The sequence below is a fragment of the Geodermatophilus sp. SYSU D00698 genome, from assembly GCF_054050335.1.
Window position 1 is genome coordinate 45,581 of sequence record NZ_JBJGZD010000004.1, and the last position, 22,506, is coordinate 68,086.

Consider the following 22,506-nt stretch of genomic DNA (forward strand, 5'->3'; position numbering starts at 1 on the left):
TCAGGCCGTCAGCGCGAGGCAGATCCAGCACAGCGGGTCGCCGGCGTCGTCCCGGTCCTCGGGCCAGGACCACACCGCCGGGTCGAGCAGCGTCACCGGGGCCAGGCACACCGACCGGCCGACCAGCAGGCCGTCGCCGCCCACCGCGTGCAGGCGGCCCATCGGCAGGTCCAGCGACTCCCCGCCGCACTCGAGGGGGCGCACCGCGTCCGCGCCCATCGTCCAGTGCTCGCGGCGCCGCGTGTCCGCGTTCACCGGAGGACGAGGCGCTCGCCGGCGGGCATCCGGCGGGCGAGGTCGGCGAGCAGCGCCCGGGCGTCGTCGGCGACGGTGGCCGCGTCGAGTTGCACGACGACCTTCCGGTGGCCCAGCCGCCGGAGCCCGGTCACGGTCCGGCACAGCGCCTCGGCGCCGATCCGGTCGAGCCGGCCGCGGACGCTGATGACGCCGGTGGTCCGGTCGGTGCGCGCGGTGGACAGCGGGGGCAGCGGGCGGGCCCCGTCCTCGGGTGCCCGCTGGGTCGCGGGCGGTCCCGAGGGGGCGCGCCGTCGGCTGGATCGGGTGCGGCGGTGGGCCTCTTCTCGACTCACACCCCGACCGTGACGAATCCGTCCGTAACTCCCCAGAGCCCTAGGTCCCTGCCGGCCCCGGCGGACGGCGACCCGCGTGGACCGGCACGGACGGGAGGTGCTCCGTCACAGGTGGTTGCCGGTCGGGGCGCTGAGGACTCGCCCTCCGGTCGCCGACTCCCCGTCGTCCCAACTGATCGGCACCCTGGGCGCCGTTGCGCGCCGCCGGCGACCCCGGCGGGTCCGGTCACCGGCGACCGGGAGGTGGCGCGGGGTACCTAGACTCGACCGGGCACCCCTGATCCGGGAGCCGGGACCGAACGAGGAGGGTGCACGTGGCCGTACGGGCCATCCGGGGCGCGACACAGGTGGACGCCGACGAGCGCGAACAGGTCCTCGAGGCCACGCGGGAGCTGGTGAGCACCGTGGTGGAGCGCAACGGCCTCCACCACGACGACATCATCAGCATCCTGTTCACCGCGACGCCGGACCTGGTCTCGGAGTTCCCGGCGCTGGCCGCGCGCGAGCTCGGGATGGGCGACGTGCCGCTGATGTGCGCCACCGAGATCGGCGTGCCGCACGCGCTGCCGCGGGTGCTGCGGCTCATGGCGCACGTGGAGACCGAGCGGCCGCGCGGGGACATCCAGCACGTGTACCTGCGGGGTGCCGTGGCGCTGCGACGGGACATCGCCCAGTGAGCGAGCGTCAGCGAGCGGAGACCACGGCGCGGAGCGACAGCGCGGTGAGCGAGCGCCGGCGAGCGGAGACCACGGCGCGGAGCAGCGACAGCGCGGTGAGCGCGCAGGGGTTCCGGGGGCAGGTGACGCTCGACGGGCCGTCGGGCACGGGCAAGTCCAGCGTCGCGCGCGCGGCGGCGACCCGGCTGGGCGCGGCCTACCTCGACACCGGTGCGATGTACCGGGCCGCGACCGTGGCCGTCCTCGACGCCGGCGTCGACCCCGAGGACGCCGAGGCGGTGGCCCGCGTGGTCGCCGGCGCGCGCATCGAGGTGGGGACGGCGGCGGACACCGAGCGGGTGGAGGTCGACGGCACCGACGTCGCGGTGCGGATCCGCGGCGCCGAGGTGACCCGCAACGTCTCGGCGGTCTCGGCGGTACCTGCGGTGCGCCGGCAGCTGGTCGACCAGCAGCGCGCCCTGGTGGCCGCCGCCGACGCCGTCGTCGTCGAGGGCCGGGACATCGGCACCGTGGTGCTGCCGGACGCGACCGTGAAGGTCTACCTGACCGCCGCGCCGGAGGCGCGCGCGCAGCGGCGCGCCGCCCAGCTGGGGTTGACCACCCCGGACGAGATCGCCGACCTGGCCGCCGACCTGCGCCGCCGGGACGAGTACGACAGCAGCCGCGCGGACAGCCCGCTGCGGCCGGCCGCCGACGCGGTGGTCGTGGACAGCACCGACCTGGACCGGGAGGGCGTCGTCGACCGCATCGTCGAGCTGGCGCTCTCGGCGGTCGGTGCGGGGGAGAGGGCATGAGCGAGGAGGGCACCGGCGGCCCGCTGCCGGTGGTGGCGATCGTCGGCCGGCCCAACGTGGGCAAGTCGACGCTGGTCAACCGCGTCCTGGGCCGGCGCGCCGCGGTGGTGCAGGACGTCCCCGGGGTCACCCGGGACCGCATCTCCTACGAGGCGCTGTGGAACGGCCGGCGGTTCACCGTCACCGACACCGGCGGCTGGGACCCGAAGGCCGAGGGGCTGGGCGCGTCGATCAGCCGGCAGGCCGAGCACGCCATGCGCACCGCCGACGTCATCGTGTTCGTCGTCGACAGCCAGGTGGGCGCCACCGACACCGACCTGGCCGCCGCGCGCATCCTGCGGCGCAGCGACCGGCCGGTGATCGTCGTCGCCAACAAGGTCGACGACGAGCGCAGCGAGGCCAACGCCGCCGAGCTGTGGTCCCTGGGCCTGGGCGAGCCGCAGCCGGTCAGCGCGCTGCACGGGCGGGGGAGCGGTGACCTGCTCGACCTGGTGCTCGACGCCCTGCCCGAGGCGCCGCGCGAGCAGCCCGAGGAGGGCGGCCCGCGGCGGGTGGCGCTGGTCGGGCGGCCCAACGTGGGCAAGTCCAGCCTGCTCAACCGGCTGGCCAGGGAGGAGCGCTCGGTCGTCGACTCGGTCGCCGGCACCACCGTGGACCCCGTCGACTCGATCATCACCCTCGGCGGCGAGGAGTGGCGGTTCGTCGACACCGCGGGGCTGCGCCGCAAGGTGAACACCGCCAGCGGCACCGAGTACTACGCCAGCCTGCGCACCGAGGCCGCCATCCAGGCCGCCGAGGTCGCCGTCGTGCTGCTGGCCGCCGACGAGGTGATCAGCGAGCAGGACCAGCGGGTCATCACCCAGGTCATCGAGGCCGGTCGCGCGCTGGTCATCGCGTTCAACAAGTGGGACACCCTCGACGAGGACCGGCACGCCCAGCTCGAGCGCGAGATCGAGCGCGACCTCGCCCGCGTCAGGTGGGCCAGCCGGGTCAACATCTCGGCTGCCACCGGCCGCGGGATCGGCAAGCTGCCCGACCACCTGCACGCCGCGCTCGCCTCCTGGGAGACGCGGGTGCCGACGGCGGAGCTCAACGCCTACGTCCGGCAGCTGGTGCAGGAGACGCCGCCGCCGGCCCGCGGCGGTCGCGCACCGAAGATCAAGTACGTGACGCAGGCCGACGTCCGGCCGCCGCGGTTCGTCGTCTTCTCCACCGGGTTCCTCGAGGCCGGCTACCGCCGGTTCCTCGAGCGGAAGCTGCGCGAGCGGTGGGGCTTCCAGGGGACGCCGCTGGACATCTCGGTGAAGGTCCGCGAGGGCCGGGGGAACGACCGGCGCGGCTGACCGCGTCAGCCCGCCGGGGCCGGGTCGTCGTCGAAGCGCAGCGGCTCGGTCCGGCGGGGCATGGCCAGCACCGCCAGCGCGATGACGACGGCGGTCACGGCGGTCGCGACGAACACGCCGTGCGAGGCCGTGTGCAGGCTCTCCCGCGCGAACCCCGCGACGGCGCCGCCCTGCGACAGCGCCGCGGTGGTGCTGTCGACGTCGGTGGGGACCTCGCCGTCCAGGCCCGGCGGAGGTGAGGCGAACCGGGCGGCCAGCGTGGTGTTGGCGATCGCGCCGAACACCGCCGCGCCGACCGCGGACCCCATCGACCGGGCGAACATGTTGGTGGCGGTGACGACGCCGCGCCGGTCCCAGCCGACCACCGACTGCACCGCGACGATCAGCGGCGACGACGACAGCCCGAGGCCCGCGCCGGTGACGAACATCCACGCCCCGACCTGCCACAGCCGGGCGTCCGCGCCGAGCAGCGCCGTCCCGGCGGTCCCGGCGACGGCGAGCGCGACACCGAGCAGCGCGGTGTTCCGGAAGCCGATCCGCAGGTAGAGCCGGCCGGCGAGGCTCGCCGCGATCGGCCACCCGAGGGTCAGCGCGGCGAGCGCGAAGCCCGCCTCGAGCGCGCCGGCGCCGAGGACGCCCTGCGCCCAGGTCGGCAGGTAGGAGCTCAGCCCGATCAGCAGCGCGCCGAGGCCGAGCGCGGCCACGTTGCCGGACAGCAGGATGCGGCGGCGCAGCACCCACGGCGGCAGCACCGGCTCCGCGGCCCGCCGCTCGACGAACGCGAAGGCCGCGAGCAGCACGACCGCCGTCGCGAGGACCGCGATCGAGGTCCCCGACGTCCACGCCCACGCGCTGCCGCCCTGCAGCAGCCCGAGGATGAGGAGCGCGAAACCGGCCGACAGCAGCACGGCGCCGGCGACGTCGAAGCGGTGGGTGCGGCGCTCGACGCGCTCGTTCCACCGGCGCAGCAGCGCGACGAACGCCAGCGCGCCCAGCGGCAGGTTGACCAGGAAGATCCAGCGCCAGGACAGGTAGTCGCTGAAGACGCCGCCCAGGGTGGGCCCGAGCACCGAGGAGACGCCCCACACCGAGGCGAGGTAGCCCTGGACCCGGGCGCGCTCCTCGACGGTGTAGATGTCGCCGATGACGGTCATGCCGATCGGCTGGACGGCGCCGGCGCCGATGCCCTGCAGCGCCCGCCCGACGATCAGCGCCGGCATCGACCAGGCCAGGCCGCAGAACAGCGAGGCGGCGACGAACACCGCGATGCCGAACAGCAGCACCGGCTTGCGCCCGAGGACGTCGGCGAGCTTGCCGTAGACCGGCACGGTCACCGCCTGGGTGAGCAGGTAGACGCTGAACAGCCAGGGGAACTGGCTGAACCCGCCGAGGTCGTCGACGACGGCGGGGACGGCGGTGGCGATGATCGTGCTGTCGAGGGCGATCAGCGCGGTGCTGAGCATGACCGCGCCGAGCACGGGGCCGCGCTCGGAACGGAGCCCGACGGAGGCGCGGGTCACGGTTGTCACGGACAACCACCAACGCGGGCCGGCGCGGGGCATTCCCGCGGGGCCCGGGCCCGGGCGCCACCACTCGCCGTCCGTGGTGCAGGTCACAGAGTTGCGTGCAACCCTGAGGCCCGGGAGCCCGGCCCGCGCCAGCCCGGCGCGCTTCCCCACCGGGCCCCGACCGAGGTGGTGTCCGCGTGGACGTGGTCGAGCTCTCGCGCTTCCAGTTCGCCTCGACCAGCATCTTCCACTTCTTCTTCGTCTCGCTGACCGTCGGTCTCGCCTTCCTCATCGCGGTCATGGAGACGATCGCCTACGCGCGCCGGGACCGGCGCGAGGTCTACGGGAAGATGACCAACTTCTTCGGTCACCTCTTCCTGATCAACTTCGCCGTCGGCGTGGTGACCGGGATCGTGCAGGAGTTCCAGTTCGGGATGAACTGGAGCGAGTACTCGGACTTCGTCGGCAACATCTTCGGCGTCCCGCTGGCGCTCGAGGTGCTCATGGCGTTCTTCCTCGAGAGCACCTTCATCGGGCTGTGGTGGTTCGGGAAGGACCGGCTGCGGCCCTGGATGCGGCTGGCCAGCATCTGGCTGGTCGCGATCGGCACCCAGATCAGCGCGTTCTGGATCGTGCTGGCCAACGCCTGGATGCACCACCCCGTCGGCTACGAGGTCGTCGACGGCCAGGCCCGCCTGACCGACTTCGGCGCCGTCGTCTTCAACTACAAGGCCTGGCTGTACTTCGCCCACGTCCAGGGCAGCGCCTGGGTCGTCGCCGCGTTCTTCGTGCTGGGCATCAGCGCCTTCCACCTGCTGCGCCGGCAGGACACCGACGTCTACTCCCGGTCGCTGCGCATCGGACTGGTCTTCGCCGCCGTCGGCACCGTGTTCTCCGTGGTCAGCGGGCACACCGAGGCCCAGGTCGCCCGCGAGGACCAGCCGATGAAGTTCGCGGCCATGGAGGCCCAGTGGGAGACCTCGGACTCGCCGGCCCCGTGGTCGTTGTTCGCGGTCATCGACCAGGGGCGGCGGGAGAACCCGTTCAACGTCGAGATCCCCTACGTCGGCTCGATCCTGGCCTACAACAGCCTCGAGGGCCGCTACGACGGGATCAACCAGATCGAGGAGCAGTACGACGAGGCCTACGGGGAGGACGACTACACCCCGCCGGTGGCCTGGGTGTACTGGTCGTTCCGGATCATGGTCGCGATCGGCTCGCTGCTGCTGGCCACCGCGTTCCTCGGGCTGTTCCTCTGGTGGCGGCGCAGGCGCGGACTGGACACCACCCGCTGGTTCCTCCGGGCGCTGGTCCTGTTCATCCCGCTGCCCTGGATCGCCAACTTCACCGGGTGGATGGTCACCGAGATGGGCCGCCAGCCGTTCATGGTCTACGGCGAGCTCACCGTCACCGAGGGCGTCAGCCCCAACACCGCCGGGGAGGTGCTGGCCGGACTCGTCGGCCTGTGGGTGGTGTACCTGGCCCTCATCGGCCTGGACGTCTACCTGCTCAGCGTCACCGCCCGGGCGGGCATCCACCGCAGGCCGGAGGCGCAGCTGGTGGCCGCGCCGGCGCCGGACTACGAGGGTGCCGGCTTCCAGGGGTACGAGAAGAGGGACTGACGGTGGACCTGGTCACGCTGTGGTTCTGGCTGATCGCGCTGACGTTCACGCTCTACTTCTTCCTCGAGGGCTTCGACTTCGGCGTCGACATCCTGCGGCCGACGCTGGCCCGGACCGAGGCCGAGGAGCGGGCGCTCACCGGCACGATCGGGCCGTTCTGGGACGGCAACGAGGTGTGGGTCATCGCCGCGGCCGGGCTCATGTTCTCGACGTTCCCGGTCTGGTACGGCGCGGTCTTCAGCGGCATGTACCCGCTGTTCGTGCTCATCCTGCTGGCGCTGCTGCTGCGCGGCGTCTCCTTCGAGTACCGCAACCAGGTCGACAGCGAGCGGTGGCGGGCGTTCTGGGACTGGATGTCCTTCGGCGGCAGCGTCGTCCCGTCGTTCCTGTGGGGCGTCATCATGGCCAAGCTCATCGAGGGTCTGCCGGTCAACGCCGACGCGCGGGTCGAGGGCGGGTTCGCGGCGATGTTCACCCCGTTCTCCCTGGTCGGTGGGGTCACCACGCTGCTGCTGTTCACGCTGCACGGCGCGAACTTCCTGCTGCTGCGCCTGCACACCGACACCGTCCTCTACAACCGCGCGCGCAAGGCCGCGCTGCGGTGGGGGGCGCTGGCCACGGCGGCGATCGTGGCGTTCGTCGTCATGGGCTACGTGACCGAGGACCTGTTCGAGGACTTCGGCGTCGTGCCGTGGGCGTTCCCGATCGCGGCGTTCCTGACCCTGGCCAGCATCTGGCTGGCCCTCGTCCGCCGCCGGGACACCCTGGCCTTCACGATGAGCGGCCTGACGGTCCTCTTCGCCACCGTGACGGTCTTCATCGCGCTGTACACCCGCGGCGAGGTGCTGCCCTCCACCCTCGACCCGGACTTCGGCCTGACGCTGGAGGAGACGGCCAGCCAGCAGTACACGCTGGTGCTGATGACCTGGGTGGGCGGGATCTTCCTGCCGCTGATCATCGGCTACCAGATCTGGAACTACTACGTCTTCCGCGAACGCGTCCGCCCCGACGAGGGCGCCCTGAACCACGGCTACTGACCGTGCGGGGACCCACCGGGCGCCTGCTCGCGCTGTCCGGGCCACGCCGGCTGGTGCTGCTCTGCGCCCTGCTCGGGGTGCTCACCTGGGCGCTGCTGGTGGTGCAGTGGTCGCTCGTCGCGGCCTTCGTCGCCGCGGTCGTCGGCGGTGGGGACCCGGCCGGGCACGCCGGTGTCCTCGCCGGCGTGGTCGCCGCCTGGGGAGCGCGCGCCGCCGTGGCCGCCCTCCGCGACCGGGCGGCGCGGCTGGCCTCGGCGCGGGTGCGGCGGACACTGCGCGCGGCGCTGCTCCGGAAGCTGCTCGACCTCGGTCCCGCGCGCACCGCCGGGGAGCGGGCCGGGGAACTGGTCACCACGGTGACCGAGGGCGCCGCGAAGCTCGACGGCGTGGTCGGCCGGCTGCTGCCCGGGGCGGCGACGGCGGCCGTCGTCCCGCCGCTGGTGGCCGCCACGGTCCTGGTGCTCGACCCGGCCAGCGGCGCGATCCTGCTGCTGACCGGCCCGCTGGTGCTCGTCTTCCTGTGGCTGACCGGTGCCCTCGCCGCGCGGTCGGCCCGCGCCTCCTGGGAGGCGCTGGGCCGGCTGGGGGCGTCGCTGGTCGACACCCTGCGGGTGCTGCCGACCCTGGTCGCGTTCGGTCGGGCGCGCAGCACCGCCCGCTGGCTGACCGACGTCAGCGAGGCCCACCGCGTGAGCACGATGCGGCTGCTGCGGGTCGCCTTCCTGTCCGGCTTCGTCCTCGAGTTCGGCGCGGTGCTGAGCACGGCGCTGGTGGCGGTGACCGTGGGTGTGCGGCTGTTCCAGGGCGGGATGGACCTGGAGCGGGCGCTGCTCGTGCTGCTGCTCACGCCGGAGTTCTTCGCGCCGCTGCGCGCGCTGGGGGCCGACCGGCACGCGAGCCTGGAGGGCCGGCCGGCCGCCGAGCGGGTGTTCGCGCTGCTCGACGCCCCCGGGCCGCCGCGCGGCACCCGGCCGGTCCCGGACGGGGTCCCCTCCGTCGCGCTGCGCGGGGTGACGCTGCGGTACGGCGGGCGCACTGCCCTGGCGGACGTCGACCTCGAGCTGCCGCCGCGGTCCAGGACCGCGCTGGTCGGCCCGAGCGGGGCGGGCAAGAGCACGCTCGCCCGGCTGCTGCTCGGCCTCGCCGCCCCGGACGAGGGCGCCGTGCTGGTCGGGGGCGTGCCGCTGACCGAGCTCGACCCCGACACCTGGCGGGCCCGCGTGGCCTACGTGCCGGAGCGGCCGTGGCTGCTGCCCGGGACCGTCGCCGACAACGTGCGGCTCGGGCGCCCGGCCGCCACCGACGCCGAGGTCGAGGAGGCGCTCGCGCGTGCCGGGCTCCTCGACGTCGTCCGCGGGCTCCCCGACGGCGCCGCGACGCGGCTGGGGGAGGACGCCGCCCGGCTCTCCGGCGGGGAGCGGCTGCGGCTGGCCCTGGCCCGCGCCTTCGTCAAGGACGCGGCGCTGCTGGTCCTCGACGAGCCCACCGGGCAGCTCGACGAGGCGACCGAGCGGCAGGTGCTGGCCGCCCTGGACGAGCTCGCCCGCGGCCGCACCGTCGTCACGGTCACCCACCGGCCCGGTCCACTGGCGCTGCACGACCGGGTCGTGGACCTCGACGCCGGACGGCTGCGGGCGCCGGAGGTCGCGCGGTGAGGGAGCTGCTGGCGCTGGTCCGGGGTCCGCGGACGGCGCTCGCGGTGGTCCTGGGATCGCTCACGGTGCTGTGCGGCGCGGCGCTGCTGGCCACCGCCGGGGCGCTGATCACCGGCGCGGCGCAGCGGCCCTCGACGCTGCTGGTCCTCATGCCGCTGATCACGGGGGTGCGGCTGTTCGGCGTGTCCCGCGCCGCGGTGCGCTACGCCGAGCGGCTGGTCACCCACGACGTCACGCTGCGCCTGGTGGCGCGGGTCCGCGCCCGGCTGCTCGAGCGGCTCACCCCGCTCGCGCCGGCCGCGCTCACCGGCGCCCGCGGCGGCGAGCTGCTGTCCCGGGTGCGCACCGACGTCGACGAGCTCCAGGGCGTGGTCGCCCGGCTGGTCGTGCCCACGGGCGTGGCCGTCCTCGCCGGCGGGGGCGCGGTGGTCCTCACCGCGGTGGTGTCGCCGGCCACGGCCGTCGTCGTGGCCGCCCTGCTGCTGGTGCTGGGGGTGGCCGTCCCGGCCGCGGCGGCCCGGGCGGGGAGGGCGGCCGCGCTCGCCGCGGCCCGGGCCGACGCCGACCTCGCCGCCGACTCCCTGGACCTGGTGCGCGGCCTGGCCGACGTGCTCAGCGGGGACGGCGGCGCGACCGCCCTGCGCACCCTGGGCGCCTCCCTCGACCGGCAGGAGGAGGCCGAACGGGCGGCCGCGCGGCTGACGGCGGTGACCACGCTGGCCCGGGAGGGCGTGCCCGGGGTGGGCCTGGTGGCGGCCCTGTGGCTGGTGGGGACCGGCGTCGCGGCCGGCACCACGTCGCCGCTGCTGCTGGCCGCCTGCGCGCTGGGGGTGCTCGGCGCGTTCGAGGCCGTCGGCGGGTCGGGAGCGGCCTGGAGCGCCGCGGGCGGCATCCGCGCCGCCGCGGAGCGGGTGCGGGCGCTGGGGGAGCAGCGGCCCGCGGTGACCGAGCCGGGCGACCCGCAGCCGCTCCCGGCCGGCTCCGCGCTGCGCCTCGAGTGCGTGACGCTGCGGTACCCCGGTGCCGCCGCGCCCGCCCTCACCGGCCTCGACCTCGCCGTCGCCGACGGGGAGAAGGTGGCCCTGACCGGGCGCAGCGGCGCAGGCAAGAGCAGCGTCCTCGCGCTGGCGGTGCGGGCACGCGACCCCGACGCCGGCCGGGTCACCCTCGGCGGCACGGACCTGCGCCGGCTCCCGCTCGACGGCGTCCGGTCGCGGCTGGCCTGGTCGGCGCAGGCACCCCAGGTGCTCGGCGGCACGCTCGCCACCAACCTCCGCCTGGGCCGGCACGACGCCACCGACGACGACCTGCTCGCCGTCCTGGTCGACGTCGGGCTGGCGGACGTCGCCGCCACGCTCGGGCTGCACGGCTGGGTGGGGGAGGGCGGCGAGCGGCTGTCGGCGGGGGAGCGGGCCCGGCTGGCCCTGGCGCGGGCCCTGCTCAGCCGTGCCGACGTGCTGCTGCTCGACGAGCCGACCGCCCACCTCGACCCCGCACTCGCCGCGTCCGTCCTCGACCTGCTCGGTCGCGACCCGCGGACCGTCCTGCTCGTCACGCACGACGGCGCTGCGCTGGACGGACGGTGGCGGGTGGTCGACCTCGACGCCGCGGTCACGGCGCGCGGGTGACCACCGGGCCGGAGGGGCGAGCGGGTGCGGTAACCTGCTCCACGCAGCGATCGGGCGGTGCGAGCCGCCCGGCGCTCGGGCTGTAGCGCAGCTTGGTAGCGCACTTGACTGGGGGTCAAGGGGTCGCAGGTTCAAATCCTGTCAGCCCGACAGCGGGAAACCGCAGCTCAGGGGCCGTGTCCGGAGAGATCCGGAACGGCCCCTGACCGTTCCTGGGTGGTTGACCACCTCCTCGACCACCACCGGGCCACCCTCGCTCGCCCAAGGCGCCGCCCAGGACGTCCATCGCCTCGCGCGCGACGCCAGGGGCGACGTGCCCGGAGACGTCGTGGGCGGTGGCGATCGACGCGCGGCCGAGCATCCCCGACACCTCGTCGAGGGCACTCGGGGATCGTCGTGGCCCCCATGGTCACGGGGTACAGCCCCCGGCCCGGCGGCCGGCTGACCTCCGCGTCCACCGCCCACCTCACGCCCTACGGGCGCGCGGCGGTCGCCTGGCGTCGGGAGGGCGGGCGGCTCACCGTCGACGTCGCCGTCCTGACCGGGACCACCGCCGTCATCACCCTGCCGCAGGAGGGGGCGCGGCCGGAGCGGGTCGGGCCGGGACGGCACCGGTTCGAGTGGGCCCTCCGGGCGCCCCGGTGGCGAGAGCCGCCCTCGGTGTCGCTGGCGCCGAGACCTTCCTCGGTGAGTGATACCCGTGTTTGACTTCGGGTGCGGGGACGCGGCCGGAGGTCGATGTGCTTCCCACGGGAACGGTCACCTTTCTCTTCACGGACATCGCCGGGTCGACGAGGCTGCTGCGCGAGGACGCGCTGGGCTATGCGGATGCGCTCGCGGAGTACCGATGTCTGCTCCGGGCAGCCTTCACCGCGCACGGTGGCCATGAGGTGGACACCCAGGGAGATGCGTTCTTCGTCGCCTTCCCCACGGCCGGACAGGCAGCGGCGGCGGCGGCTCAGGGCCAACGGTCGCTCGCGGCGCACCGTTGGCCTGATCGCCAACGCGTCCTGGTGCGGATGGGGCTGCACACCGGCGAGGTCATGGCCACCGAGGACGGATACGTGGGCCTTTCCGTGCACCAGGCGGCGCGGATCGCGGCGGCCGCCTCGGGCGGACAGGTGGTGCTGTCGGAGGCAACCGCGGCTCTTCTGGCTCGGGCGCTTCCCGGAGGCAGCGCCCTGCGCCGGCTCGGCGACTACCGGTTGAAGGACTTCCCTCAGCCAGAGGTGCTGTACCAGCTCGACATCGCCGGGCTACCCACCGACTTCCCGCCGCTGCACACCCTGGAGGTAGGTCAGCGGCTGCCGTCCCCGACCGGAACGCTGCTGGGCCGCGGTCGTGAACTCGCGGCCCTCACGTCCCTGCTGACCGATGTCGAGACACGGCTCGTGACCCTCACCGGCCCAGGAGGCATCGGCAAGACACGACTGGCGCTCGAGGCATCCTCCGACGTCGTCGCCGCCTTCCGTGACGGCGTGTTCTTCGTGGACCTGAGCGTGGAGCACGAACCGGAACAGGTCTTCGCCGCCATCGTCCGGACCGTGTCGCTTCCCGGCGTGACCGAGGACGAACCGCTGGAGGCGCTCCGACGCGGTCTGCGCACCGCCCGGATGTTGTTGGTGTTGGACAACTTCGAGCAGGTGGCCGAGGCGGCCACCGGTCTCAGTGACCTGCTCCAGCACTGTCCGCACCTCACGGCGCTGGTCACGAGCAGGGAGTCGCTGCGGGTGCGCGGTGAGGCCCTCTTCGCGGTCCCTCCTCTGTCGCTACCGGAGCGAGAGACGGTGACGGTCGGGGAGGCGGAGGCATCCGAGGCCGTGCGCCTGTTCGTCCAGCGAGCTGCTGCCGTGGTCACGGGGTTCGGACTGACCGACGAGAACGCCACCGACGTGGCGGCCATCTGCCGGCTGCTGGACGGCCTGCCTCTGGCCATCGAGCTCGCCGCGGCGCGAGTGAGGCTCTTCGCGGTCGACGAGTTGCGCGCACGCCTCGAGCTGCAGCTGGACGAGCTCCGGGGCGGGCCGCGCGACCTCCCGGAGCGCCAGCAGACGCTTCGTCGCGCCATCGAGTGGAGCACCGAGCTGCTCCGCGATGCGGACCGTGCCGTGCTGAGCGTGCTGTCGGTGTTCGCTGGGGCCCGCCTGGCCGATGTGGAGGCGGTCATCGGGCGTGTGCCGAGCCTCGGCGGGCTCGACGTCGTCGAGAGCCTGGGCTCGCTGGTGGACAAGAACCTCGTGCGCAGCACCCAGGCAGGCGATGGTCGGCCCCGTCTGTCCATGCTCAACACCATCCGCAACTACGCGGCCGAGCAGCTCGCGTCCTGGCCGGACGTCGCGGCGGCCGCACGTCGCGCTCACGCTGAGCACTACACGGAGCAGGCGCGCGCGTGGGGGAGCCCGTCCGGTCACGCCGATCGAGCCGAGGTGCTGGCCGCGCTGTCCCTGGAGCTCGGCAACTTCCGGGCGGCCTGGTCCTACTGGGTCCGCGAGGGCGCCGTCGCGCGGCTCAACGACCTGCTGGAACCGCTGTGGGGTTACTACGACGCGCGTGGCAACTACCGAGGGGCGGTGGAGCTGGGGAGCGACCTCCTCGCTGTGCTGTCCGTCCAGCCGGAGACGCCGGAGCGGATCCGGGATGAGATCGCCGTGGAGACGAGCCTGGCTCGGTCGATGATCGCCGTCAGCGGCTACACGGCCGAGGTCGAGCGGCGCATCCGAGCCGCCCTCGATCGGTCGGATGCTGCGGGTGGTGTGCCTCAACGCTTCTCGGTGCTCCGGACCGTGGCGACGCTGCACCTGCTCCGCGCCGACTTCGAGCGCGGTGCTGCCGTGGGGCGTGAGCTGTTGGCTCTGGCCGAGCAGAACCGGGAGCCCGCCCTGCTGGCCGATGCGCACCTCGTCGTCGGTGCCGTCGCGACGGAGGACCTCACCGGGAGCCTGCGACACCTCGACGAATCCATCGAGCACTTCCTCGAGCAGCGGACGTCCCGGGTGCAGTTCCGCGTCGGTCCGAACCCCGGGGTGGTCGCCTACGTCGTCTCCGGGTTGCTGCTCTGGGAAGCGGGCTTCCCGGACCGTGCCGAGGTGCGCATCGAGCGGGGGATCGAGCTCGCGGGGCAGATCGGACATCCCTACTCGTTGGCCTACGCCTACTTCCACGCGTCGTTCGCGGCGCTCGGCCAGCAGGACCTCGCGCGCGTGGCCGAGTACGCCGAGGAGCTGCTGCGGATCGCCGAGGCGCAGGACTACCCGATCTGGCGGGCACTGGCCTTCGTCATGCGCGGAACTGCACGAATAGGGTTCGGAGAGCGGGACGAGGGACTCGCCGACGTCGAGCGCGGCTTCGGCCTCTACGAGGGACTGTCGACCCCGCCGGTCTTCTGGAGCAGCCTGCTCATGGTCCGAGCGGCTGGGTGCCTGATGGCCGGTCAGCCGGAGCGTGGCGCGGCCTTCGTGGAGGAGGCGGTGTCCACGGTGTGGAGCCAGGGCCTCCAGGACCCGCAGCTCGACATCCTGTGGGGAGACCTGCTCCTCGCGTCCCCGGTCGCCGACGTCTCCGCCGCCGAAGAGCTGTTCGAGCGCGCCGCGGCATCCGCGGAAGCGTACGGCGCGCGGATGATCCATCTTATTGCGGCGACGCGACTCGCGACCCTACGACGTTCGACCCCTCGTCGCGACGAGGCACTCGCCGACCTTCGCGCCGCGTACGACGGTTTCACGGAGGGTTTCGACACCCCACAACTCGTCGCCGCACGCGCCCTCCTCGACGGAGCTTGACGGCCCTGGCGCACGCGCTCTCGGACGACGAGCGGCCCCTTCGTCGTGGCGCGGGCGTCCATCGGGGGCGCACACCCCAGCGACAGGGACGCGGGACCTGCAGGTGACGGAGACCGCGCGAGGCGGCTCCCACCCCGTCGACCCCGCGTGCTCATCCCCGCAGCCCCGGCCGCGCCGCGTCAGCGGGTCGCCGCCGCGTCAGCGGGTCGCCGGCCACCGTCGTCACGGCTCCCGCACCGACCTCAGCCGAGCTGTCGGCGGTCGCTGAGTCCTCGATCTCCGCTCCCGCCCGGATCCGCACGGCGACACGCGCGACCGCCGGGGGACCCGTGGCAACGGGTGCAGCAACCAGCCTCGGACGAGGGCGGATGAGCGGGAGGTGGGACGTACGTGCCCCGTCGTCGATCCACGCGGACGACTCGAGGCGAACGAGCGTGGACCCCACGCAGGTGGCCGGGGGCAAGGGGGCGCAGGTTCGCATCCTGTCGGCCCACAGTGCAGAGCAGGGCCGTTCGAGAGGTGCGGCGGTCAGTGCGACTCGCGGCTGACCCGCGAGCCGCTGGAGCCGACGAGGAAGTCCAGGTCGGCGCCGGTGTCGGCCTGCCGCACGTGGTCGACGTAGAGCCGCTCCCAGCCGCGGCGGGGGTTCGCGAAGCCGTCCACGGTGGCCTGGTCCGGGGTGCGGGCGGCCAGTTCGTCGTCGGGGACCTCGACGTCGATGCGCCGGGCCGCGACGTCGAGGCTGATGACGTCGCCGGTGCGGACCAGCGCCAGCGGCCCGCCGGCGGCGGCCTCCGGGGCGACGTGCAGGACGACGGTGCCGTACGCGGTGCCCGACATCCGGCCGTCGCAGACGCGGACCATGTCGCGCACGCCCTGCTCCAGCAGCTTCTTCGGGATGGGCGTGTTGGCCACCTCCGGCATGCCGGGGTAGCCCCGGGGCCCGCAGCCGCGCAGCACGAGGACGGAGTCGGCGTCGACGTCGAGGTCGGGGTCGTCCAGCCGGGCGTGCAGGTCCTCGATCGAGTCGAACACCACCGCCCGGCCGCGGTGCCTGAGCAGGTGGGGGGAGGCGGCCGCCGGCTTGATCACCGCACCGGAGGGCGCGAGGTTGCCCCGCAGCACGGCGATGCCGCCGTGCTCGACCAGCGGCTCGCGGCGCGGCCGGATGACCTCGGGGTCCCAGACCGGGGCGTCGTCGAGGTGCTCGACCAGCGGCTTGCCGGTGACGGTGAGCGCGGTCGGGTCCAGCAGGTCGCGGACCTCGGCGAGGACGGCGAGCAGGCCGCCGGCGCGGTGGAGGTCCTCCATCAGGAACCGCCCGGCCGGCTGCAGGTCGACCAGCACCGGCACGCCGGAGCCGATCCGGTCGAAGTCGTCCAGGGTCAGGTCGACACCGAGCCGCCCGGCGATCGCGAGCAGGTGGACGACGGCGTTGGTGGACCCGCCGATCGCGGCCAGCGCCACGACCGCGTTCGCGAACGACGCCTTCGTCAGGAACGTGGACGGGCGGCGGTCGGCGGCGACCATCTCCACGGCCAGCCGGCCGGTGCCGTGCGCGGCCTCCAGCAGCCGGCTGTCGGCGGCCGGGGTGCCGGCGAGGCCGGGGACGACGGTGCCCAGCGCCTCGGCGACCAGCGCCATCGTCGAGGCGGTGCCCATCGTGTTGCAGTGGCCGCGGCTGCGGATCATCGACGACTCCGAGCGCGTGAACGCCTCCTGGGACAGCGTCCCGGCCCGGACCTCCTCGGACAGCCGCCACACGTCGGTGCCGCAGCCCAGCGGGACGCCGCGGAAGGTGCCGGTCAGCATCGGCCCGCCGGGGACGACGACGGCGGGGAGGTCGACCGAGGCGGCGGCCATGAGCAGCGACGGGATGGTCTTGTCGCAGCCGCCGAGCAGCACGACGCCGTCGATCGGGTTGGCCCGGAGCATCTCCTCCGTGGCCATCGCGGCCATGTTCCGCCACAGCATCGCCGTCGGCCGGACCTGCGTCTCACCCAGGGAGACCACCGGGAGCTCCAGCGGGATGCCCCCGGCCTCGTGGATGCCGTTCCGCACCGACGCGGCGACCTCGGTCAGGTGCGCGTTGCACGGCGTCAGGTCCGAGGCGGTGTTCGCGATGGCGATCTGCGGCCGGTCGAACGCGTCGCCCGGTACGCCGCGGCGCATCCACGCGCGGTGGATGTAGGCGTTGCGGTCGTCCCCCGCGTACCACTGGGCGCTCCGGAGCTCCACGGCCGTCCGCCTTCCGACTGTCGACCCGACGGTCTAGCTTCTGGAACCCGATGGACGGTAACCACCCGGCCGCGGGAACGACAGCACCCGGCACGGGCAGCGGGGCCCGGCTCGGCGAGAGCCGGCTCGTCGGTTCCGACCGGGTACCCGGCGTCCGCCCGGCGACCCGGACACGCCCCTGACCTCCGCGGTCACCTCCGACGACCCCTGGAGTCCCCGCCCGTGCACCTCATGCGCATCGGCGCGCCCGGCGCCGAGAAGCCCGTCGCCCGCATCGACGACGCCACCTACGTGGACCTCTCCGACGTGACCGGGGACGTCGACGAGGCGTTCCTCGGCAGCGGCGGCCTCGAGCGCGTCCGCCCCGTCGTCGCCGAGCGGGCCGCTGCGGGCCGGGTGTCCCGGTTCGCCGGCGAGCGGATCGGCGCGCCGATCGCCCGCCCGCACCAGATCCTGTGCATCGGGCTGAACTACCGCGACCACGCCGCCGAGACCGGCCAGCCGGTGCCCGCCGAGCCGATCCTGTTCACCAAGTCCCCGAACACGCTCATCGGCCCGGACGACGACGTGCGCATCCCGCGCGGTTCCACCAAGACCGACTGGGAGGTGGAGCTCGGCGTCGTCATCGGCCGGCGCACCAGCTACCTGGACGCGGTCGAGGACGCCCGCGACGCCATCGCCGGCTACTGCGTCGTCAACGACGTCAGCGAGCGCGCCTTCCAGATGGAGCGCGGCGGGCAGTGGACCAAGGGCAAGTCCGCCGAGACGTTCAACCCCGCCGGCCCCCGGCTGGTCACCCCGGACGAGATCGACGACGTCCTGGACCTCGACGTGTGGCTGGACGTGAACGGCGTCCGCCGGCAGACCGGCAACACGAGGACGATGGTCTTCGACCCGTGGTTCGTCGTGCACCACCTGAGCCAGTTCATGGTGCTGGAGCCCGGGGACCTGATCAACACCGGCACCCCGCCCGGCGTCGGCATGGGGCTGTCCCCGCCGGTCTGGCTGCAGCCGGGGGACGTGGTGGAGCTCGGCATCACGGGACTGGGCCGCCAGCGGCAGCGCGTGCTCGCCCCCCGGTGAGCGCATCGACCGTGCGGGCCCTCGTCGTCACCGGCCCGGGGGAGGCCGAGGTGCAGGAGGTCCCGGCGCCGGTGGCGGTGCCCGGGGAGGTGGTCGTCGACGTCGAACGGGTCGGCGTCTGCGGCACCGACGTGGAGTTCTTCACCGGCGAGATGGCCTACCTGCACCAGGGGCACGCCGCCTATCCGATGCGGCTGGGCCACGAGTGGGCCGGCACCGTCTCCGCCGTCGGCGACGGCGTCGACCCGTCCTGGGTCGGCCGGCGGGTCACGGGCGACACCATGCTCGGCGACCGGACCTGCCGCCGCTGCCGCAGGGGACACCAGCACGTCTGCGCGCAGCGGCAGGAGGTGGGCATCCGCGGCGGGCGTCCCGGGGCGCTGGCCGAGCAGCTCGCCGTCCCCGCCTGGTCGCTGCACGCCCTGCCCGGCGCGGTGGACGCGGTGCTCGGCGCGCTCGTCGAGCCGGGCGGCAACGCGCTGCGCGCCGCGCAGGCGGCGGCGGTCGGCCCGGGGGACCGGGCGCTGGTGCTCGGGCCGGGGGCGATCGGGCTGCTGACGGCGATGTTCCTGCGCGCCGGTGGTGCCGAGGTGCACCTGATGGGCCGCACCGGGGAGTCGCTCGCCTTCGCCCGCGACCTCGGCTTCGCGCACACCTGCACCGAGGACACCCTGCCGGACCTGCCGTTCGACGCCGTCGTCGACGCGTCCAACGCCGCGCACCTCCCGGCCCTGGCGCTGGAGCTGGTCGAGCCGGCGGGCCGGGTGGTCTACATCGGCCTGGCCGGCGCCCCCAGCCGCATCGACACCCGCACGCTGGTGCTGGAGGACGTCACCGCGGTCGGCATCCTGTCCGCCTCCCCGGGACTGGCCGACACCATCGCCGCCTACGCGAGCGGCGCCGTCGACCCCCGCCCGCTCGTGGCCGCCACGGTGGGCCTCGACCAGGCCGGCGCCGTGCTGGCGGGGGAGCGCATCGAGGGCGCCGGCCCGGGACCCAAGATCCACGTCGACCCCAGGAGGACCTGACATGGCCGAGTTCGAGGGACTCGTCGCCGTCGTCACCGGCGGCGCCAGCGGGATCGGCGCGGCCACCGCCCGGCTGCTCCGGCAACGCGGCGCCCGGGTCGCCGTCCTCGACCGCGCGACCGACGCGGCCCCGGAGGGCGCGCTCGCCGTGCCGTGCGACGTCACCGATCCCGCCGCCGTCGACGCCGCGGTCGCGACGGTGGCCGAGCAGCTCGGCGGCCTGGACGTGCTGGTCAACAACGCCGGCATCGGCGCGACCGGGCACGTGGGCGAGAACGACGACGCCGAGTGGGCACGCGTGCTCGACGTCAACGTCACCGGCATCGCCCGGGTGACCCGCGCCGCCCTGCCGCACCTGCGGCGGTCGCAGCACGCGGCCGTGGTGAACACGTGCTCGGCCGTCGCGTTCCTCGGCGTCCGGCAGCGGGCGCTCTACAGCGCGAGCAAGGGAGCGGTCCTCGCGCTCACGCTGGCCATGGCCGCCGACCACGTGCAGGAGGGGATCCGGGTCAACGCCGTCGCGCCCGGCACGGCCGACACCCCGTGGGTCGGCCGGTTGCTCGCCGTCGCCGAGGACCCGGCCGCGGCCGCCGCGGCCCTGCGGGCCCGCCAGCCGCTGGGCCGCCTGGTGACCGCCGAGGAGGTCGCGCACGCGATCGCGTCGCTCGCCTCCCCGCTCGCCGCCTCCACCACCGGCACCGTCCTCCGCGTCGACGGTGGCATGACCAGCCTCCGCGTCTGACGGGAGAGTCCGCGGCCCGTCCGTCCGGGCTGACGCGGCGGGGTACCTCCGGATGGCTGACACCACCAGCCGGTGGCCCTCCATCTGCGGCGGCCCGGAGACGGCGACCGCGCCGACCGGTCCGACGCAGCGCACGACGACGGGGAACGCGCCGCCGTGCGCCGCGTGGTGCGGCACGTCCTTCGAGCCCGTACACGTCCCCGAAGGACGTGCCGCGCTCACGCCAGAGCCGTCCGGCAGCGAGCGAGCTGTGCCCGCAGCGCTGCGCGACGCGCGACGTGCGCTCGATCCGGTCCTGCGGGTCGCGCGGGCGACGCCCTCCGTCCGGGTCACCGCCGTCGTCCTCGACGCCGGCCGGGCGACGCTGGAGATCAACGGACCCGCGCCACGCCGGGCACACCGACGAGGTCGGGGTGGGCCACCGCGTCCCGGCCCGGATCCGCGTCGCGTTCGAGGTCCCCGATCCCAGGGCCACGACCGCGGACCTGGTCGGGGCCGGCGCGGACCTGGTCGGGGACGGCTGCTGCTGACCGTCTCCGGTCCCGTGGAGGAGCAGCCGTGGCGTCCGGGCCGCAGCGGCGGCGGCTTGCGTCCCGGCACCGGACGGGAGCCGCGCCGGCCCGCCGGGGCGTGGTGCGCCCCGGCCGGCGTCGCCGCGGCCGGGGACCGGCGATCCGCGGATCGGCCGTCCCTGAACACGGGCGCCTCGCGCGGTGAGGCTGGGGTCCCCACGACCCGAGGAGCACCCGATGCCGCGTCCCCGCCCCGACGTCCCCGTCCCCGACCTCACCGGCCGCCGCGCCGTCGTCACGGGAGGCAGCGACGGCGTCGGCCTCGTGCTGGCCCGCCGGCTCGCTGCGGCCGGCGCCGAGGTGGTCCTGCCGGTCCGCAACCCGCGCAAGGGCGAGGCCGCGGTCGCCCGGATCCGCGCGCAGGTCCCGGACGCCGACGTCTCGCTGCGCGACCTCGACCTGTCCTCCCTCGCTTCCGTCGCGGCGCTCGGCGAGACGCTCCGGGCCGAGGGGCGGCCGGTGCACCTGCTCGTCGCCAACGCCGGCGTCATGCGGCCGCCGGACCGGCGGACGACGGCCGACGGCTTCGAGCTGCAGTTCGGCACCAACCACCTGGGGCACGTCGCGCTCGCCGCCGCGCTGCTGCCGCTGCTGCGGGCCGGCCGGGCGCGGGTGACCTCGCAGACCAGCGTCGCGGCGCGCCGCGGAGCGGTGAACTGGGACGACCCGAACTGGGAGCGGACCTACGACGGGCAGCGGGCCTACGCCCAGTCGAAGGTCGCCGTCGGCCTGTTCGCCCTGGAGCTGCAGCGGCGCAGCGCCGCCGGCGGCTGGGGGATCACCAGCGACCTGTCCCACCCCGGGATCGCGCCGACCAGCCTGCTCGCGGCCCGGCCGGAGGTCGGCCGCGCCCGGGACACCACCGGCGTGCGGCTCATCCGCGTGCTGTCGCGGCTGGGCCTCACCGGCACCGTGGAGAGCGCGGCGCTGCCGGCCCTGCTCGCCGCGACCGCGCCGGACGGCGGCGGCCGGTTCTACGGCCCGGACGGTCCCGGCTCCACCGCCGGCGCTCCCGCGGAGCAGGAGCCCTACCGCGCGATGCGCGGTGCCGGGGACGCCGAGCGGATGTGGCGCCTGTCCGAGCGGCTGACGGGGGTGTCCTTCCCCGCGGCCGCGCCCGACGGGGTGCGCCCCCTCCCGCGCTGACCGTCCCGGGCCGTCCCCGCTCAGCCGGGGACGGCCCGGTCCGCGGGCGCCGCGGCGGTGCCGAGGACGGCCAGCAGCTGCAGCCGCTCGGCGCTCTCGCTGCCCGGGACGGCGGTGTACACGAGCAGCCGGTGCGACTGGTCGGGGTCGACCAGCGACTGGCAGGCCAGCTCCAGCGGGCCGACGACGGGGTGGACGAACCGCTTGACCTCGCGCGGGCGGATGCCGACCTCGTGCGCGTCCCACAGCCGCCGCAGCTCCTCGCTGCGGGCGAGCGCCAGCTCGGCGAGGCGCGCGGCCCGCGAGCCGGGGCCGCGCAGGGTGACCAGCTCCCGCAGACCCGAGGCGTAGAGCCGGGACAGGAACGCGTGCTCCTCCGGGGCGTACAGCGCCCGCGCGGCGGGATCGGTGAACCACCGGTAGCCGAGGCTGCGCGCCGGCCCGGTGCGCAGGGTCGCGTCGCCGGTGAGCGCGACGGCGAGCGGGGTCTGCCGCAGCGTCTCGCCCAGCTCCGTGACGATCTCCGCCGGGGTGTCGTAGAGCCGGTCCAGGATCCGCAGCAGGCCGGGGCCGACGTGCTCGCCGTCGGCCCCGCGGGCGGGCGGGCGATGGCCGGCCAGCCGGAACAGGTGGTCACGCTCGTCGAGCGTGAGGTGCAGGCCCTGCGCGATCGCGGCCACCATCTGCTCCGACGGCTGCGGCCCGCGCTCCTGCTCCAGCCGGGCGTAGTAGTCGGTGGACATGGGGCAGAGGACGGCGAGCTCCTCGCGCCGCAGCCCGCTCGTCCGGCGCCGCGGCCCGCGGGGGAGGCCGACGTCCTCCGGCTGCAGCGCCTCCCGACGGCGGCGGAGGAACTCCGCCAGCCCGGCCCGGTCGATCACGTCGCCTCCCTCGTCGGTGCTGCGTCGTTCCTACCGTCGCCGGGAGCGGTCATCCACGGACCGCCGGTCCCTCCCTCGGCCGGGACGAGGACCACCGCCGGCCCGGCGACCCTTCGGCGCGAACGCGATGGACCTGTCGCTGCGCCCGCCCGCCGCCCGGGCGGGCCACGACCAGGGCAGGGC

At 74.9% G+C, this 22,506-nt stretch carries 18 protein-coding genes, 1 tRNA gene and 1 pseudogene; 14 read left to right on the plus strand and 6 right to left on the minus strand.

What is annotated here, in order from left to right; genetic code table 11:
• Positions 1–255, minus strand: coding sequence for a hypothetical protein (locus ACI8AB_RS05025; protein WP_456949182.1), 255 nt, complete (start codon positions 253–255; stop codon positions 1–3).
• Positions 252–590, minus strand: a complete 339-nt coding sequence (locus ACI8AB_RS05030) for a hypothetical protein (RefSeq protein WP_456949183.1) — start codon at positions 588–590, stop codon at positions 252–254. The genes ACI8AB_RS05025 and ACI8AB_RS05030 overlap by 4 nt, the downstream gene beginning before the upstream one ends.
• A 314-nt stretch (positions 591–904) precedes the next feature.
• Between ACI8AB_RS05030 and aroH the strand changes: the two genes are divergently transcribed.
• From aroH to der, 3 genes are all read left to right on the plus strand, one after another.
• Positions 905–1,267, plus strand: coding sequence for a chorismate mutase (gene aroH / locus ACI8AB_RS05035; protein WP_456902392.1), 363 nt, complete (start codon positions 905–907; stop codon positions 1,265–1,267).
• 95 nt (positions 1,268–1,362) lie between these two features.
• Positions 1,363–2,061, plus strand: a complete 699-nt coding sequence (cmk, locus tag ACI8AB_RS05040; protein ID WP_456949184.1) for a (d)CMP kinase — start codon at positions 1,363–1,365, stop codon at positions 2,059–2,061.
• Positions 2,058–3,404, plus strand: coding sequence for a ribosome biogenesis GTPase Der (gene der / locus ACI8AB_RS05045; protein WP_387988070.1), 1,347 nt, complete (start codon positions 2,058–2,060; stop codon positions 3,402–3,404). The genes cmk and der overlap by 4 nt, the downstream gene beginning before the upstream one ends.
• Before the next feature lie 5 nt (positions 3,405–3,409).
• Here the strand turns inward: der and ACI8AB_RS05050 are convergent, their stop codons facing one another.
• On the minus strand, positions 3,410–4,933 hold the full coding sequence (locus ACI8AB_RS05050) for an MDR family MFS transporter (protein WP_456949185.1): 1,524 nt from the start codon (positions 4,931–4,933) through the stop codon (positions 3,410–3,412).
• A 176-nt stretch (positions 4,934–5,109) separates the two neighbouring features.
• Here ACI8AB_RS05050 and ACI8AB_RS05055 point away from each other — a divergent pair, with 176 nt between their 5' ends.
• From ACI8AB_RS05055 to ACI8AB_RS05085, 7 genes are all read left to right on the plus strand, one after another.
• Entirely contained in the window at positions 5,110–6,534 is a 1,425-nt protein-coding gene (locus tag ACI8AB_RS05055; protein ID WP_456949186.1) for a cytochrome ubiquinol oxidase subunit I, read from the plus strand.
• Between the two features lie 2 nt (positions 6,535–6,536).
• Complete coding sequence (cydB, locus tag ACI8AB_RS05060) at positions 6,537–7,571, plus strand: cytochrome d ubiquinol oxidase subunit II (protein WP_387988073.1); 1,035 nt, start codon at positions 6,537–6,539, stop codon at positions 7,569–7,571.
• Positions 7,572–7,573: 2 nt separating this feature from the next.
• Positions 7,574–9,226 carry a thiol reductant ABC exporter subunit CydD gene (gene cydD / locus ACI8AB_RS05065; RefSeq protein ID WP_456949187.1) on the plus strand — a complete coding sequence of 551 codons (1,653 nt, stop codon included), beginning with the start codon at positions 7,574–7,576 and terminating at the stop codon, positions 9,224–9,226.
• Complete coding sequence (cydC, locus tag ACI8AB_RS05070) at positions 9,223–10,854, plus strand: thiol reductant ABC exporter subunit CydC (protein ID WP_456949188.1); 1,632 nt, start codon at positions 9,223–9,225, stop codon at positions 10,852–10,854. Before cydD ends, cydC begins: the two co-directional genes overlap by 4 nt.
• A 76-nt stretch (positions 10,855–10,930) precedes the next feature.
• Positions 10,931–11,004: transfer RNA gene (locus ACI8AB_RS05075), tRNA-Pro, on the plus strand.
• A gap of 255 nt (positions 11,005–11,259) precedes the next feature.
• On the plus strand, positions 11,260–11,562 hold the full coding sequence (locus tag ACI8AB_RS05080; protein WP_456949344.1) for an alpha-L-rhamnosidase C-terminal domain-containing protein: 303 nt from the start codon (positions 11,260–11,262) through the stop codon (positions 11,560–11,562).
• Between the two features lie 32 nt (positions 11,563–11,594).
• Positions 11,595–14,633, plus strand: coding sequence for an ATP-binding protein (locus tag ACI8AB_RS05085; RefSeq protein ID WP_456949189.1), 3,039 nt, complete (start codon positions 11,595–11,597; stop codon positions 14,631–14,633).
• Between the two features lie 528 nt (positions 14,634–15,161).
• On the opposite strand, the gene ACI8AB_RS05090 is transcribed toward ACI8AB_RS05085, so the two are convergent.
• Positions 15,162–16,871 (minus strand): IlvD/Edd family dehydratase, encoded by a 1,710-nt coding sequence (locus ACI8AB_RS05090; RefSeq protein WP_456949190.1) that lies wholly within the window; start codon positions 16,869–16,871, stop codon positions 15,162–15,164.
• 231 nt (positions 16,872–17,102) lie between these two features.
• Between ACI8AB_RS05090 and ACI8AB_RS05095 the strand changes: the two genes are divergently transcribed.
• The 3 genes from ACI8AB_RS05095 to ACI8AB_RS05105 are packed head-to-tail and all read left to right on the plus strand — an operon-like array spanning position 17,103 to position 19,724.
• Positions 17,103–17,954, plus strand: coding sequence for a fumarylacetoacetate hydrolase family protein (locus ACI8AB_RS05095; protein WP_456949345.1), 852 nt, complete (start codon positions 17,103–17,105; stop codon positions 17,952–17,954).
• Complete coding sequence (locus ACI8AB_RS05100; protein ID WP_456949191.1) at positions 17,951–18,982, plus strand: zinc-dependent alcohol dehydrogenase; 1,032 nt, start codon at positions 17,951–17,953, stop codon at positions 18,980–18,982. Before ACI8AB_RS05095 ends, ACI8AB_RS05100 begins: the two co-directional genes overlap by 4 nt.
• Position 18,983: 1 nt before the next feature.
• Entirely contained in the window at positions 18,984–19,724 is a 741-nt protein-coding gene (locus tag ACI8AB_RS05105) for an SDR family NAD(P)-dependent oxidoreductase (protein ID WP_456949192.1), read from the plus strand.
• 63 nt (positions 19,725–19,787) lie between these two features.
• On the opposite strand, the pseudogene ACI8AB_RS05110 reads toward ACI8AB_RS05105, so the two are convergent.
• Positions 19,788–20,456 (minus strand): annotated as a pseudogene (locus tag ACI8AB_RS05110) (heme-binding protein); the annotation flags it as partial.
• Between the two features lie 17 nt (positions 20,457–20,473).
• Between ACI8AB_RS05110 and ACI8AB_RS05115 the strand changes: the two are divergent.
• Positions 20,474–21,442, plus strand: coding sequence for an SDR family oxidoreductase (locus ACI8AB_RS05115; protein WP_456949193.1), 969 nt, complete (start codon positions 20,474–20,476; stop codon positions 21,440–21,442).
• Between the two features lie 20 nt (positions 21,443–21,462).
• Here ACI8AB_RS05115 and ACI8AB_RS05120 read toward each other — a convergent pair whose 3' ends face one another.
• A complete protein-coding gene (locus ACI8AB_RS05120) occupies positions 21,463–22,323 on the minus strand; it encodes a helix-turn-helix transcriptional regulator (protein ID WP_456949194.1) in 861 nt (286 codons plus the stop codon).
• Between the last annotated feature and the right edge of the window lie 183 nt (positions 22,324–22,506).

What these genes read in the sequence shown, in the direction of transcription:
- ACI8AB_RS05080 (WP_456949344.1), top strand. Translation starts at nt 11,260, where the DNA reads ATGGTCACGGGGTACAGCCCCCGGCCCGGCGGCCGGCTGACCTCCGCG.
- ACI8AB_RS05095 (WP_456949345.1), top strand. Translation starts at nt 17,103, where the DNA reads ATGCGCATCGGCGCGCCCGGCGCCGAGAAGCCCGTCGCCCGCATCGAC.
- ACI8AB_RS05105 (WP_456949192.1), top strand. Translation starts at nt 18,984, where the DNA reads ATGGCCGAGTTCGAGGGACTCGTCGCCGTCGTCACCGGCGGCGCCAGC.
- ACI8AB_RS05115 (WP_456949193.1), top strand. Translation starts at nt 20,474, where the DNA reads ATGCCGCGTCCCCGCCCCGACGTCCCCGTCCCCGACCTCACCGGCCGC.
- der (WP_387988070.1), top strand. Translation starts at nt 2,058, where the DNA reads ATGAGCGAGGAGGGCACCGGCGGCCCGCTGCCGGTGGTGGCGATCGTC.